The 13,639-nt window shown below is 57.8% G+C and carries 11 protein-coding genes, 1 pseudogene and 2 riboswitches; of the genes and pseudogenes, 6 read left to right on the plus strand and 6 right to left on the minus strand.

Going from position 1 to position 13,639, the window contains the following annotated elements:
• Positions 1-318: hypothetical protein (locus tag EG244_RS21020; protein ID WP_233589036.1), on the plus strand; the 318-nt coding region annotated here is incomplete at its 5' end.
• Between the two features lie 23 nt (positions 319-341).
• On the opposite strand, the gene EG244_RS15535 is transcribed toward EG244_RS21020, so the two are convergent.
• Positions 342-1,280 (minus strand): helix-turn-helix transcriptional regulator, encoded by a 939-nt coding sequence (locus EG244_RS15535; protein WP_124966084.1) that lies wholly within the window; start codon positions 1,278-1,280, stop codon positions 342-344.
• Positions 1,281-1,487: 207 nt separating this feature from the next.
• Here EG244_RS15535 and EG244_RS15540 point away from each other — a divergent pair, with 207 nt between their 5' ends.
• Both EG244_RS15540 and EG244_RS15545 read left to right on the plus strand, forming a co-directional pair.
• Positions 1,488-3,503, plus strand: a complete 2,016-nt coding sequence (locus EG244_RS15540) for a TonB-dependent receptor domain-containing protein (protein ID WP_124966086.1) — start codon at positions 1,488-1,490, stop codon at positions 3,501-3,503.
• Positions 3,504-3,627: 124 nt separating this feature from the next.
• Positions 3,628-4,772: pseudogene (locus EG244_RS15545) on the plus strand (IS3 family transposase).
• A 168-nt stretch (positions 4,773-4,940) separates the two neighbouring features.
• Here EG244_RS15545 and EG244_RS15550 read toward each other — a convergent pair.
• From EG244_RS15550 to EG244_RS15570, 5 genes are all read right to left on the minus strand, one after another.
• Complete coding sequence (locus EG244_RS15550) at positions 4,941-5,717, minus strand: class I SAM-dependent methyltransferase (protein WP_124966087.1); 777 nt, start codon at positions 5,715-5,717, stop codon at positions 4,941-4,943.
• Positions 5,714-6,067 (minus strand): pseudoazurin, encoded by a 354-nt coding sequence (locus tag EG244_RS15555; protein ID WP_325050394.1) that lies wholly within the window; start codon positions 6,065-6,067, stop codon positions 5,714-5,716. Before EG244_RS15555 ends, EG244_RS15550 begins: the two co-directional genes overlap by 4 nt.
• A gap of 72 nt (positions 6,068-6,139) precedes the next feature.
• Positions 6,140-6,919 (minus strand): ABC transporter ATP-binding protein, encoded by a 780-nt coding sequence (locus EG244_RS15560; protein WP_124966091.1) that lies wholly within the window; start codon positions 6,917-6,919, stop codon positions 6,140-6,142.
• Positions 6,916-7,974 (minus strand): FecCD family ABC transporter permease, encoded by a 1,059-nt coding sequence (locus EG244_RS15565; RefSeq protein WP_124966093.1) that lies wholly within the window; start codon positions 7,972-7,974, stop codon positions 6,916-6,918. The genes EG244_RS15560 and EG244_RS15565 overlap by 4 nt, the downstream gene beginning before the upstream one ends.
• The gene (locus tag EG244_RS15570) at positions 7,975-8,985 is read right to left on the minus strand and encodes an ABC transporter substrate-binding protein (protein ID WP_124966096.1); all 1,011 of its coding nucleotides are present in this window, start codon (positions 8,983-8,985) and stop codon (positions 7,975-7,977) included. It lies immediately after the preceding gene.
• A gap of 120 nt (positions 8,986-9,105) precedes the next feature.
• Positions 9,106-9,302, minus strand: a riboswitch (cobalamin riboswitch).
• Between the two features lie 475 nt (positions 9,303-9,777).
• On the opposite strand from EG244_RS15570, the gene repA reads away from it, so the two are divergent.
• From repA to EG244_RS15585, 3 genes are all read left to right on the plus strand, one after another.
• On the plus strand, positions 9,778-10,977 hold the full coding sequence (repA, locus tag EG244_RS15575) for a plasmid partitioning protein RepA (protein WP_124966098.1): 1,200 nt from the start codon (positions 9,778-9,780) through the stop codon (positions 10,975-10,977).
• On the plus strand, positions 10,977-11,927 hold the full coding sequence (repB, locus tag EG244_RS15580; RefSeq protein ID WP_124966100.1) for a plasmid partitioning protein RepB: 951 nt from the start codon (positions 10,977-10,979) through the stop codon (positions 11,925-11,927). Before repA ends, repB begins: the two co-directional genes overlap by 1 nt.
• 211 nt (positions 11,928-12,138) lie before the next feature.
• Positions 12,139-13,254 (plus strand): helix-turn-helix domain-containing protein, encoded by a 1,116-nt coding sequence (locus tag EG244_RS15585; RefSeq protein WP_124966102.1) that lies wholly within the window; start codon positions 12,139-12,141, stop codon positions 13,252-13,254.
• Positions 13,248-13,445, plus strand: a riboswitch (cobalamin riboswitch). Its footprint overlaps the gene before it by 7 nt.
• The last annotated feature ends 194 nt before the right edge of the window (positions 13,446-13,639 follow it).

Consider the following 13,639-nt stretch of genomic DNA (forward strand, 5'->3'; position numbering starts at 1 on the left):
GCTGAAAGAAAGTGGTCCTGCACTCAGGACTATTTCAGCACCCTGGTAGGCATATCCCTAAGCCTTCAAAATGGTGCTTACGTGTCCGGTCGAAAGGGGGGCCAGTTCACGGCATCAGACACGGATCGTCTCATGGCTCACCCTGATCCCGCGCCCGGCCAGAAGGTCCTGGGCGGCGCGCAGGCTGAGCCGCAGCGGAAGTACGAGCAGAAGGCACAGCCAATCACAGTGCGGGGTAATGATACCCTTCAGGCCGAAGGTCATGGGAAAATATCACCCGTCGAAACGACCCGCTTCGATCGCAGATGGCAAACCTGACAATGCCGGCGACACCTGAGCCGTCATGACACCTCACTCCGGGCACAGGACCTTTTTGATGCCTCATGCGCATTGCCCGGAGTGATTTCAAACCTGCGTTTGAATGCGGTCGCAAAATTTGAGGTATTGGAGTAGCCGGCTATATGCGCCGCCTGCTGTATGCTCGCTCCCCCGTGCGTGAGCGCCGCCAGTGCCGCATCCATACGTTGGTTGCGGATGAAACTGCTGGGGCTGCAATTCAAGGCATTGAGGCAGAGGCGCTGCAGGCTGCGCAGGCTTAACCCACAGGCCTCGGCCATCTCTGCCGGTCCCCAGCCGTCCTTGTTCAGATTGCTCGCGATATAGGCCGTTATCCGCTGCAGGCGTGGATCGGCAGAGGCCCGCGAAGATGACGTTACCTCTGTGTCGCGTAAGATGCCGGTGTACGACAGGGCAGAACGCACCAGATCGATACCGCAGGACATCAGCCGCAGGTTCAGCGCATTGCGCGACTGGCCGCCACCCATAAAACTGGAGTAGAGCGCTGAGATCGCTTCAGCCGTTGCCCGCATCCGATCGTCCGGCGTCCAGACCTTCTGCATCATTTTATCCGGAAGGGTTGCGACCGGCACTCTGTGGAGCTCAGGGCTTGACGGCTCTTCCACCATGCTGCCGGCCTGCGCCAGCCAGTCCGCATCGAAAGAAACGCTGATTTTGTTTAAAGGCGCGCCGTAACTTTCAAGATACTCAACGGCCTTGCCCCCTCGCAGGTGAAGTATGATTGCTTTCGGGCCTGCCTCTGCCGGCGACAAGGTGGATAAAGTGAAGGCTTTACCCTCAAAGACGAGCCGTTGGTGACCGTTCATCAGCACCATCAGAAGTATACGATCTTCGTCGATCACCCGTCGTGAAGGGGTGTCCTTCATTATTTGTTCGTGACGAACACCCACGCGAAAATTGCCTGGATAATGGAACACCGTCATTGGGGCACCCCTGATGCTGCACAAGTCTGCCAGTCAGTAAGCGCTGGCGCCCGACGAAATAAAAATGTCGCGCAGGCAAAACAGCATCTCATGGAGCATGGCGTCGAGAAGGTTATATTATCAGTGTAATTTACTCAACAATCATAAGAGATTGAAGGAAGCCCTCTGACTTCAATCTCTTATGCGCGTATCACAGACAGGATCATCATGTCATTGCCTTCTCCTCGTGCCAATCTTTGTCTGCTTGCGCTGACCAGCGCCTCAGTGCTGGCGCTGTCAACCGCGCTCCAGGCACAAGAACAGACAGAAGGCGAAGGTGAGACGCTCCTGAGCATCATTCAACTGGTCTCCGGCGGGCAGGATAACGTCGAGGCCACCGGCGGCACTGAGGTCAACGCTGACGATCTTGACCGGCTGAAACCCGATGATGTCTCGGATCTTTTCAGCCGTGAATCGAGCATTTCAGTCTCCGGGGGCGGTGGGGCAGCCAAGCGGGTGAGCGTGCTGGGTATCGAGCAGTCTTTGCTCGCCACCAGCGTGGATGGGGTCCCGCAAGGCGCAACCGCCTGGCACCATACCGGCTCAAATGTCGTTGATCCGGCATTTCTGAAAGCGGTCAAAGTTGAAGCCGGTGCCGCTGCTGCGGATGCCGGTTTTGGCGCAGGGGCAGGCTCGTTGCGCTATGAAACCGTCAACGCACATGACCTGCTGGACGCGGGGAAAGACATTGGCAGCCGTGTGGGAGTTGCCTTCGGCACCAATGGCCGTGGCACCTCGCTGAGCTTTGCTAATTACGGGCGCTATAAAGGTTTTGACTGGCTGGTCATGGTCAATGGGGCAGATGGCAAAGATTACAAAGACGGCGATGGCGTCGTTTCGCCAGGCACCCAGGCTGCAGGGCGTAACGCACTGGCCAAATTTGGTTTTGAAGCCGAAGGTCACCGTTTTGAGCTGGGCTACCAACGCAGCCGCGACAATTCTGATCGCCTGCAACGGCCCAATCTGGGCAATCCCGGCAGCCGCACCCTGCACCCGCTGAAGGTAAGCAACGGCTCTCTGAAACTGTCCTATACCACCACTGAAAGCACGGAATTCTGGAATCCAGAAGTTTCGCTCTATCTGAGCGACTTCAAATATTGGCGCGACAATTACTCGACCGATTTTGCGGGTGACGCAACCTTCAGCGAGCAGCAGTTTGGCGGTAAGGTCCAGAACACGTTTGACCTCGGCTACGGTCGGATCACCGCTGGTCTGGACTTCAACAGCCATGACTATTCGGTCGACAACTACGCAACCGCCGCACAATCCAACTACACGCGCTATCGTGATTTCACGACACAGCAGATCGGTCTGTTTGCGCAGGGACGCTTCGAGTTTGAAAATGGGATCAGCCTGTCGACGGGCGCACGCCTCGATCGCCATCGGTTTGACGACTGGAATGGCAAACGTTTCTCAGATACCGGCACCAGCCTGAATGCAACGCTGGCCTATCGTCTGAATGACACTGTTGAGATCTTCGCAGGTGCCTCGGACACCTGGCTGGGATATGTGGTAGGTGACTACGGCTATCTGCACGCACGTGTTAAAAACTTCCAAAGCTCACCTGATTTGCAACCCGGCCAGTCAAAAAATTACAAGATCGGCGCGAACTTCGGCGGCGACAGCTGGCAGGCGGGCGTGACTTTGTTCGACACCCGCGTGCGAAACCTGTTCGACTATGGCGCGGTGAAATCGGCCACTGTCCTGACCAACAAACCCGAGGAGTTCCGTTCCAAAGGCGTCACGCTGAATGCGGCCTATGATTTCGGTGCGACGAAAATCGGCGCAACCTATACCAAGGCAGATGTGACGGAAGGGGGCATCGATCTGGCCCCTTCAAATGGTGAGTTCTTCGCTCCTGTGGGCAAACAGGCGACACTGTACATCGATCACCGGATTGCCGATTGGGATATGAGCATCGGCGCGAGCGCGAGCTGGGCAGGCAGCCTGAGCGAGACCAGTAAAGGCACGACGGTCTATAACGCACTGGATGGCTATAACTTTGTAAATGCCTATGCAGAATGGACGCCTTCCTCCCACAAAGGCCTCGCCGTTCGCCTCGGCGTCGATAACCTCTTCGACCAACGCTATTCTGAGCGTTCCGGCTTTGGCAGCACCAACCGTCTTGATCCGGTTTACGCACCCGGTCGTACCATGACGTTGAAAGCCAGCCTGAAGTTCTGACACACCACCGAACCAGTCCTGAGTGCAGGGCTGGTTCGGCTTTCACGGCTGTTCGGGGAAGAGGTGGTCGCACGAATTCGGACCAGGAGTTAAGCTTTTGCGCCTGAGGCGGAACCGGTCCGAAATGACGAAACGCAAGCGCTATTCTGCAGAGTTCAAGGCGAAGGTGGCCCTTGAAGCGATCCGCGAGGAACTGACGACGGCCGAGTTGGCCAGGAAATACGATATCCACCCGACCATGATCAGCGGCTGGAAGCGGACCGTAATCGAAAACATGGCCACAGCCTTTGGCGGCACCTCCTCCGCCGAGCCGCAGATCTCTGCATGCGAAGATCGGCCAGCTGGTCATCGAGCGGGAGTTTTTATCGGCAGCCTCCAGTCTCATTCTCGGCACTGGAGGCAAAAAGCGGGAAGCAGGATCATCCCGATCTGAGTGTCCGGCGGCAGTGCAGCCTGCTGTCTCTGGCGCGGTCGGGCCTCTACTACCAACCCTGCGGCGAAAGCGCCGAGAACCTGGCCTTCATGGACATCATCGATCGCCAGTTTCTAGAGACGCCGTGGTATGGGGTGCCGCAAATGGCTCGTCACATGCAGCGCGAGGGGCACCAATGCGGACGACATCGGGTCCGCCGGCTGATGCGATTGATACGTCTGGTGCCGATCTGTCAGGAGCCGAAGACCAGCAGGAAGCACCCGGCGCATAAGATTTATCCATATCTTCTGAAAGGATTGACCATCACCCGTCCCAATCAGGTTTGGTGCACCGATATCAGCTTTGCGTCGGGAAAGCGGTCCACTGGATCGCTTTCTGATCCTCCTCACCCCATGCGCCGAGGTTTTCTGTATCTGGTCGCCATCATGGACTTGCACAGCCGAAAGGTGCTGAACTGGAGATTGTCCAACTCCATGGATGCCAGCTTTTGCGTCGAGGCACTGGCCAGATATGGCCGACCCTAATTATTCAACTCAGATCAAGGCTCGCAATTAACCAGCACCGAGTTCACCGAGGTGCTGCTGGAGGCCAGGGTGAAGATTTCCATGGATGGGCGCAGGCGCTGGATCGACAACCGGATGATTGAAAGGCTGTGGCGGTCGCTCAAATACGAATGCGTCTGCCTGAATGCATTCGAGACAGGCTCAGAGGCACTCAAGGGGATCAGGGCTTGGATCAGCTGTTACAATGAAAAACCCCCGCACTCATCACATGGGTTGCTGACGCCAGCCGAGGCCTATGATACCTCCGACCAGAACCTGAACGCCGCCGCCTGACATCAAAACCATGCTCGAGCTTAGCTGAGCGGCAAACTGGTCCAAATTCCCGGACCACCTCTCGGTCGAAATGGGGGCCAGTTCAGTCCCCGGGTCGCTGCAACCACATAGGCTGGCAGTGGCGAAGGCCGCGGATGCAACAGCCATGAGGCAGACAGGCAACATTGTTTATGAGTATGGTGCTGAGGCCGACACTATAAACCGCTGCCACCTGCGCAGCCCGAGTCGACGGGCCAGCGGCGCGTTCTTTCCCATGCCGCGCGTTACCCGGGCATGACTGTGCACGCTAACTTCCACAAAACCCGCATCCTGCAGGTCTGAGACAAGACGATCTGCCGACAGCCCCCCACCGTAAGGCAAGGACGCCATGATGGCGTTATGGCGTTTCGTCATTTCTTCGTCCACAGGATCGGGCGGCAGGTTGCGCCCAAGCCAGCGAATAACCGGTGACAAGGTGCGCGTGAGCCTGTTTTCACGCGCCCAGTCACCGTCAAACAAAACGACCCTGCCACCAGGTCGCAGCACACGCAGCCAATCACTATAGGCAGCCCTGGGATCCGTCAGGGTCCAGGTTAAATGACGGGCGATCACCGCATCATATGACCCATCGGGCTCCATCGTGTTCTGCGCATCGGCGAGATAAAATCTCACCTGCGCATTTCCCGCATGTTTGACCCGCGCGCGTTCCAGCATCTCCGGCGTAAAATCAAGGCCCGTTACCTGATGGCCGAGGGAAAGGATCACCCGCGTGACCTCACCCGTGCCGCAGCCGAGCTCCAGCACGCGCGCAGGGGGCGGAGGCAAAAGCCGTCCGATCTCCTGCGCCCAGGCCAAAAACTCCGCACCTTCTGCGATGGCATGAGCAAAGCTTTGATCAAAACTCTCCGCTCTGCGGCCCCAGTAGGCGCGGATTTCCTCAGAAAGATCGTGGTTGCGCCTGCTCACTGCACGGCCCGCCCGATGATGGCCCGAAAGCGCTCGGCCGCCATGGGCGGCAGATCGGCAGGCAATGCGGCGACATCAGGCTCACCGTCACCCACCTCAATCATCATCACCATCCCCATTGAAAAATGCGGGCTGCATTTGATGCCATAGGTGCCCGGCACATTGAGGGTCATCTCAATTTCCTGATCAATTTTGCCCAATAGCTTCGCAGCTCCGTTGGGGATCATCCCTGCGATAGTTGCCGCGTTATGGCTGGGATGGGTCACACGAAAAACGACCGTGTCACCTGGTGCGATGCGCAAAAAGTCCGGTTCATAAATCATGGAACCCGTATCGCTGCGGTTGAGCATTTTCACCTCATGCACTTCGGCAAGAGCGGGAGCGGCCATCAGAGCCAGAGCAACAGCAAGACTGCGCATGGATTATACCTTTTCTAATGAGTCAAAACGCCAGATCAGCTGACCGTCCCGCGGGTCGGTCAGCTGCCGGGCGTGAATTTGAAAGACCTCGCGCAGAAGCTGCGGGGTCAGAACATCCTGCGGCGTACCAAGCGCAACAAGCTGCCCCTGGAGCAGACAGACGATGCGGTCACAGCGCATCGCGTGGTTCAGGTCATGCACTGCAAGAATGGTGGTGACATCCAGCCCCGCAATCAGATCGAGGACCGCCATCTGGTGATGGATATCCAGGTGGTTTGACGGCTCATCAAGGATCATCAGCTCCGGTTCCTGGGCGAGCGCACGGGCAATATGGGCGCGCTGACGCTCCCCCCCGGACAGGCTTTCCCAGTCGCGGCCTTCAAATCCCTGCAGGCCGACAGCCGACAGCGCCTTTTGCACCGCAGCCTCATCTGCCGGTCCCCAGGGCGACAGAACCGTCAACCAGGGCGTGCGGCCAAGCGCCACCGACTGGCGCACGGTCAGCCGCTCGCTGGCCTCCTGTGACTGCGCAACAAAGGCCAGAGTGCGCGCGATCTGGCGGCGCGGCAGCCGGGAAAGGCGGTCTCCCTTCAGCATGACCTCGCCGCTGTCTGGACGCTGGAGGCCAGCCAACAGTCGCAAAAGACTGGATTTTCCCGAGCCGTTCGGGCCGATAAGCCCAAGATTTTCACCAGGGTGCAGCTCAAAAGACACGTCCCTGACCACGGCACGGCCGCGAATGCTGCGCGTCAGATGCCGGGCCTGCAAAATGGGTACATTCATTTCTGGCGCCTCATCCGTAACAAAAGGATCGCAAAGCACGGCGCACCGATCAGCGAGGTGATGACCCCGATGGGCAGCACCTGCCCCGAGATCAGCGTACGCGACAGGATATCCGACCCGATAAGGAAGACTGCCCCCAAAAGCGCCGAAGCAGGGATCAGGTGATAATGCCGGGTGCCAAACATCAGCCGGGCCGCATGTGGCACCACCAGGCCCACAAAGCCCACCGCGCCAACGATCGACACCATCAGTGCAGTCATCGCCGAGGCCGTACCGATCAGCAGCACCTGGGTCCGCCCAAGATTCACCCCCAGCGAGGCCGCGGATTCCGCACCAAAACCAAAGGCGTCCAGCACCCGCATGTGCAACAGGCAAATGACGAGGCCGATCAGCGCCACCGGAACTGCCAGCCACAAATCATCCCAGCGAACGCCCGAAAGATTGCCCAGGAGCCAGAACATGATGCCCCGCGCCTGCTCTGAATTGGCGGATTTCGTGATGATAAAGGAGGTCATGGCATTGAACATCTGGCTGCCCGCGATGCCCGCCAGGATGATCTGGCCGCTGGCCTTCATGCCCGACCCGGCCCCCGAGGCTGCCGCCAGCCCCGCCACAAGGCCAAAGGCCGTGATGCCGCCCATCAGCGCACCAAAGGACATCGACACCATGCCACCGCCAACACCAGCCACGGTGACCAATACCGCCCCGGTTGAGGCACCCGCCGAAATCCCCATCAGATAGGGCTCGGCCAATGGATTGCGCAAAAGGCTTTGCAGCACCACTCCCGAAAGCGCGAGGGCCGCCCCGCAACAGGCCGCAGTGACCGCACGCGGCAGGCGGTAAGCCCAGATGATCCCTTCATCAATCTTATCAATCGGATAGCCCGCGCCGTACAGTCGATTTGCCAGCGCGCTCAGCACCGTCTCAAAGGGGATACGTGTCTCGCCAATGGCCGTGCCCGCCAAAAGCGCCAGAGCGAGAACCAGAACTGACAGCGCAAACCGCGCTGTCAGTTTGGCCAGCACCCCACCGCCCGGAGCGTGGAGCGCACTCATTTACTCCGCCTTGGCGATTGCGGCGACGACCTTCTCAATGCCGGTGACGCGGCGCAGAGAGGCTTCCATTTCTTGTGAATTGATCACAATGATCCGGCCTGATTTGACCGCCTCAAGCTGGCTGGCCACCGGGTCAGAATTAAGAAACTCCAGTTTCTTTTCAACATCATCCGCCGGGAAGCGGCGACGATCCATTTCCGCCAGGATCAGCCATGTCGGGTTTGCCTTTGCAATGGTTTCCCAGCCGACGGTGGGCCATTCTTCGTCCGACGTGACGACATTGGTCAAACCAATCGCACGGATCATATCGCCCGCAGCCCCGCTGCGGCCCGCCATATAGGGATCAAGCTCCATCTCAGCCGACGAAAACCAGATCGCGGCACTCATCTGATCCACATTCAGATCAGCCGCTTTGGCAATGGCCGCAGCTTCGCGCGCTTTCAACTGTTCCACCAGTTCAGCAGCTGCCTGCTGACGATCAAAGATCTGACCCAGTTCGGTGATGGTTTTGTAGAGGCTCCCGATGCCAAAAGCCTCGGTCCTGGTCCCGTCCGAGCCGACAAGGTTGTCTTTGCCATCGCAGTCAGTGGGCATGATATAGGTTTTCACGCCCAGATCATGAAACTGCGGGCGGGTGCCCACCACGCCCTGTGCGCCGATCATCCATTCGTACTGGGTAAAGGCAAGTTCAGGCCGTTTGGCAATCACCGCCTCAAAGCCGGGCATATTGTCAGAGATGCGCTCAACCTTATCGTTTTGCTCTTTGTATTCGGGCAGGATCTCGGTGAACCACAGTGCAGTGCCGGACACCCGGTCCCCCAGATCCAGCGCATAAAGGATCTCGGTCCCCTGCTGGCCAATGCTGACGACATTCTTGGGCGCTGCATCGAAGATCTGCGAAAAGCCACAGTTCTCAATGGTCAGCGGGTATTGTGTGACCTCAGCCCGAAGGCTGGTGGCCGTTGCGGCCAGGGCCAAAGCGGTAGTGTAAAAAAGCGTTTTGAAAGACATGGAAACAGGCTCCAAAGCAGAGCCGAAGAGGGGATGGCAGAAAACGCCACGCCCTGCTGCCGCGGGCACGTGGCCCTCGGATATAGGTCATGTTCTCTCCTCCCCGACACCCCGTCAGCTCGTGGTTGCATTCAGCCGGTAGGTCTCCTGACTGACGGGTCATCGCCCTGCATCCCCCTTCCCAAGATCGCTCTCAGTGGTCATCGGATGCGGAGCTCACCGCCTACAGTTGCGGGGGCAGTTCCATTTTCAGCAGGCAGAGCCTGTGTTTTGGATTCCCTGTTATTTCCTCTCGGAAACCGGCACTTCTGGCTAACTGAGGTCCGCAGCCCCGGCAAGAGGGTATGAAGGTAATGCGCGGCCACCCACAGCCGGAGGCAGATCGCAGTCCCCTGCGCCCTGCCCCATCATCCTCTGCTAAAAGGCTGTTATCATCGTGTCCGAATCCCGATCCGGCCAGGCACGTCCAAACACGAATCGTAGCGCAATACCGTTACGAAACGGCATCACCCAATCAGACGCTTTACCATCAGATCCAGTGCGCAGGCGTTCTGGCCTTCAGCCGATCTCTTGCGATAACTGCATTTATTACATATTTTTCAATATGTTATATTTTTGCCTGAATGCTCCCCTTCAATCAAGGAACGCTCAAGTCTAAAAAAATCCCTCAAACCGTTCCAATCGGCCTATGTTCAGCTTGCCAAGCGATGATCCGCTGTGCATAGACTGAACGCAATAAATTAATAAAGGGGCGGGATACCGTTCCGAGAGCGAGATGAGCAGAGTGAACGAATGACGCAGGCGCTGCATGACCACCTCATGTCCTTCGCAAGGGACCTGACGACCGCGCTGAAAGCGCTGTCTGAAAGCTCTTTTGCGCCCCATGATGTGAAGTCACTTCGCACATTCTCTGCCGGTGAAGCCAGTTACTATCTGGGCGTTGCCGATGGTTACCTGCGCAAAGCCCATCATGAGGGCCGCATTCCCGACGTGGAAACCAGCCCAGGCGGCCGACGTCGCTATGCCGCATCTGAGCTGGCGGAGATCCGCAAACGCCTTGCCGAAACGGCGAAAAACCCGGATCAGTTCCGGCCCGGGCGGCGTGATCCGGCAGTCGACACCCTACAGGTGCTGGCCTTTGTTAACTTTAAGGGCGGCAGCGGGAAAACCTCAACCGCGATCCATACTGCGCAGGAGCTGAGCCTGCGCGGCTTGCGGGTGCTGGCAATCGACTGCGATCCGCAGGCCTCGCTGACCACCTTCTTTGGCTATCAGCCCGAGCTTGATTTTTTCACCGGCGGCTCGCTTTACGACGTGATCCGCTACCGCGACCGGGAAACCGGCGAGGGCCCGAAGCCGATCACCGAGATCATCCGCAAGACCTATTTCCCCAATCTGGACCTTGTGCCCGGGGGCATTCAGGTCGCGGAATTTGAACATGAGACCCCCGCAGCCCTGAGCCGGGGCGAGACACCGGTCTTCTTTGACCGGATCCGCTCCGCGCTGAAGATGGTCGAGGATGACTATGATGTGGTCGTGCTCGATTGCCCGCCGCAGCTGGGCTATGTAACGCTCTCGGCGATTTGTGCCGCGCGCAATATCATTATGACGCTGATCCCCGAACGGGTCGATCTGGCCTCAGCGGCACAGTTTCTGAACATGGCGGCCTCATTGACCGAGGTTCTGAATGAAAGCGCGGGCGTGGGGCTCTTTGACAACTTCCGCTTCCTGCTCAGCCGGTTCGACACCAATATTACCACGCAAGTGGAATTTGCCGGATTTATCCGCGACCTCTTTGGCGATGCCGTCATGAAATCGGCCTTCCTGAAATCCTCGGCGATCAGTGAGGCCGGGGTCTCGCAGCAGACGGTGCTGGAAGTTGAACTGGCAGATATGCGCAACCGGAAAACTTATGAACGGGCAATCCAATCCGTTCATGAGGTCTCAGAAGAGATCTTCCAGATGCTGCAGTCAAATTGGGGGCGTAACTGATGCGTAAAGATTTGCTGGCATCGAGCCTGAAAGCCGTTCGTGAGGGCCGCGAAGCCGCGAAAGCCGAGGCCGATCTGAAGCCGCGTCGCCTGTCAGGTGTGCTGGATGTACAGCGCGGGCTTGACCAGCTGGCGGCCGGCGCTGCCCGGGCGATCAGCCCGTCAGAGATTGCAGGCAGCGCCATCCGGGACCGTTTTGACATCCAGGACGAGCTGGAGGATCTGGTCGCCTCGATCAAAGCATCGGGACAGCGGCTGCCGGTGCTTTTGCGCCGGGTGCGCGGCGGCCCCCTGCCCTATGAGGTTGTCTACGGGCGTCGCCGGATTGAAGCCTGCCGCCAGCTCGGCATCGACGTTCAGGCCTATATCAGCGAGATGGATGACCGCGAGGCGCTGATCTCGCAGGGCCTTGAAAACGCAGCCCGTCTGCAGCGCAGCTTCATTGAACAGGCCGTCTATGCCGAGCAATTGCTAAACCACAGCTTTTCGCGGGATGAAGTCTGCGACGTGCTGGCCATCGACAAGACAACCCTCAGCCGGATGCTTGGTATTGCCGAGGCGGTGCCCGCCACTCTGATCGCGGCCATTGGTCCGGCCCATGATTCCGGCCGTCGCCCCTGGATGCAGTTGCGCGAGGTGCTGTCTGCACAGCCCGACCTGACTGAGGCAGCCCTGCTTGCCATGGTCCCGGCTGATCGCGCAAGCAACGAGCGGCTGCAGGCTGTGCTGACTGCGTTGACCAAACGCCCCGCGGGTGCTCAGACGGCGAGCGCCAAACGGGTGTTGCGCGAAAAGCTGACCATCGAACGCAGCCCTAAGAAACTGGCAATTCGCTGCGCGGATAAATCACTGACGGGGTTTACGGCCTATCTTGATGATCGGCTTGACCAGATCCTGGAAGACTATCTGCGTGATCAAGGGAAAGCCAAAGCGACAAGCCGCGTCAAATAAGGTCCGAAATGCGACCTTTTTTGACCGCTGGTCAATTTTGAATTAATTTCGCAACCAGTCAAAAGGAGCGGACACGGCAAAAAGAAACCCCCCGAAAGCGATGTGCTCCCGAAGGGTCCCCTGTAACTTATGCACTTACTCGGTACCCCGAAAATTTAGCTCATGCAACATCGATTTCGGTGATCGGTCGCTCTTTGCGGTCTGAACAGTCATGAACAAGATCACAAAACCGGCAGATTTTGCCGGGCTGGTGCAGCATGCTGTGCCCTTAGCTGCCACGGCCTACGTCGGCTGCGGAGAAATTATTGCCCAGCCGATATTTGAACCGGTTGCGCGACGGGACATCATGGCCGCGGTCAATACCTGTCGGCGTGAGTTGGGGCTATCACCGGGCGTACTGGTAACGCTTGACGCATTGCTCAGCTGCCTCCCCTGCCCTGCCGGTCAAAACGGACTTGTAACGCATAAAATGCTGCTGACGGTCTATGCCAGCAATGAAACCCTGTGCTTCCGTGCGAAAGGCATCACAGATCGCCAGCTGCGCCGCCACATCGACACGCTGGAAAAGCAAGGCCTGCTGCTACGCCGTGACAGCGCAAATGGTAAACGTTTTCCACTGATGCGTGGCGGTCAGGTGATCGGAGCTTTCGGGCTGGACCTGACACCGCTTTTTCTGCGCGCGACTGATATCATCGGATCCGCCCAGTTGCGGCGGGAGCAGGACCAGGAATTACGCGGACTTCGCGCCAAGCTGCGACACCTCTGTGCCCGGATTCTGGATCTGGATATCTGCAATGATATAGCTGAACTTCTGTGTCACTTCACACGGCTGGCCCGTCGCGCATCACTTACGCTGACGGAAGTCACAGTGGCGATCCACAAAGCGACAGAAATGATTGAAGCATCAGCACAGAAAATCGCTGAAGAGCCCCTGGAAGTGTCCGTCTCTGCCGGACATTCTGACCGTCTCATTAATCCAGAATCTAATACAATAAAAACTAAACAGGCTGCTGTTAGAACACAGATGGAAAATTGGGAGCAGTTTACAGAGCTCAGTACCTTTTTCCCGCCTCCATCTTCAAAGACAGAAGCACAGAAAACAGCCTGTCTTTTTGGGCAAATGCTCGGCCTGCAACATTCAACGCTGGCAAAGGCCCTATACGAAATTCCGGTGCTTACACTTTTGGAAATTCTTAACCGTATGGCATTGAAGATCAATGAAATCCCCTCACCGACTGGCTATCTGCGGAGTGCTATAAAATCTGCACAACAAACAAGCCCCGGTCATTTGACTTCCTTGACAAGTTTCCACCGACAAGTGCAGTAAATTTATGACGTGATGCCGTGAGAGCGGCTTTAAAGGGAACTCAGGTGCGTCCCCGGACAAATCCTGGACTGCCCCCGCAACTGTAAGCGGAGAGCGCCTGCCAATATGCCACTGTGTCATCCGGACATGGGAAGGCTGGCCCGGTGCTGTGACCCGCAAGTCAGGAGACCTGTTACGTCGATCACCCATCCGTGGCGCGGGGCGTGCCAAAGGAGCGGACGTTCCGCAGAGGTGGCAATCGCGATCCTACAGCGCTGCTTGTAGGGTTAAATTGTCATGGCCCTGGTTGGCCGAAGAGAGAAGGCGTGACCCGTCAGATGGTAAACATGACCATTGAAAGGGCCGATCGATGCCGCAAATGCTCCGCAATAACGTACATCAGCTT

This window comes from Falsigemmobacter faecalis, from assembly GCF_003863335.1.
Taxonomy (GTDB): Bacteria; Pseudomonadota; Alphaproteobacteria; order Rhodobacterales; family Rhodobacteraceae; genus Wagnerdoeblera; species Wagnerdoeblera faecalis.

Bases quoted from the DNA above. Each gene is read 5' to 3' on its own strand.
- EG244_RS15555 (WP_325050394.1), bottom strand. From the start codon at position 6,067: ATGCTCAACCGCAGCGATACGGGTTCCATGATTTATGAACCGGACTTT.
- EG244_RS15560 (WP_124966091.1), bottom strand. From the start codon at position 6,919: ATGAATGTACCCATTTTGCAGGCCCGGCATCTGACGCGCAGCATTCGC.
- EG244_RS15585 (WP_124966102.1), top strand. From the start codon at position 12,139: ATGAACAAGATCACAAAACCGGCAGATTTTGCCGGGCTGGTGCAGCAT.
- repA (WP_124966098.1), top strand. From the start codon at position 9,778: ATGACGCAGGCGCTGCATGACCACCTCATGTCCTTCGCAAGGGACCTG.
- EG244_RS15540 (WP_124966086.1), top strand. From the start codon at position 1,488: ATGTCATTGCCTTCTCCTCGTGCCAATCTTTGTCTGCTTGCGCTGACC.
- EG244_RS15570 (WP_124966096.1), bottom strand. From the start codon at position 8,985: ATGTCTTTCAAAACGCTTTTTTACACTACCGCTTTGGCCCTGGCCGCA.
- repB (WP_124966100.1), top strand. From the start codon at position 10,977: ATGCGTAAAGATTTGCTGGCATCGAGCCTGAAAGCCGTTCGTGAGGGC.
- EG244_RS15565 (WP_124966093.1), bottom strand. From the start codon at position 7,974: ATGAGTGCGCTCCACGCTCCGGGCGGTGGGGTGCTGGCCAAACTGACA.
- EG244_RS15535 (WP_124966084.1), bottom strand. From the start codon at position 1,280: ATGACGGTGTTCCATTATCCAGGCAATTTTCGCGTGGGTGTTCGTCAC.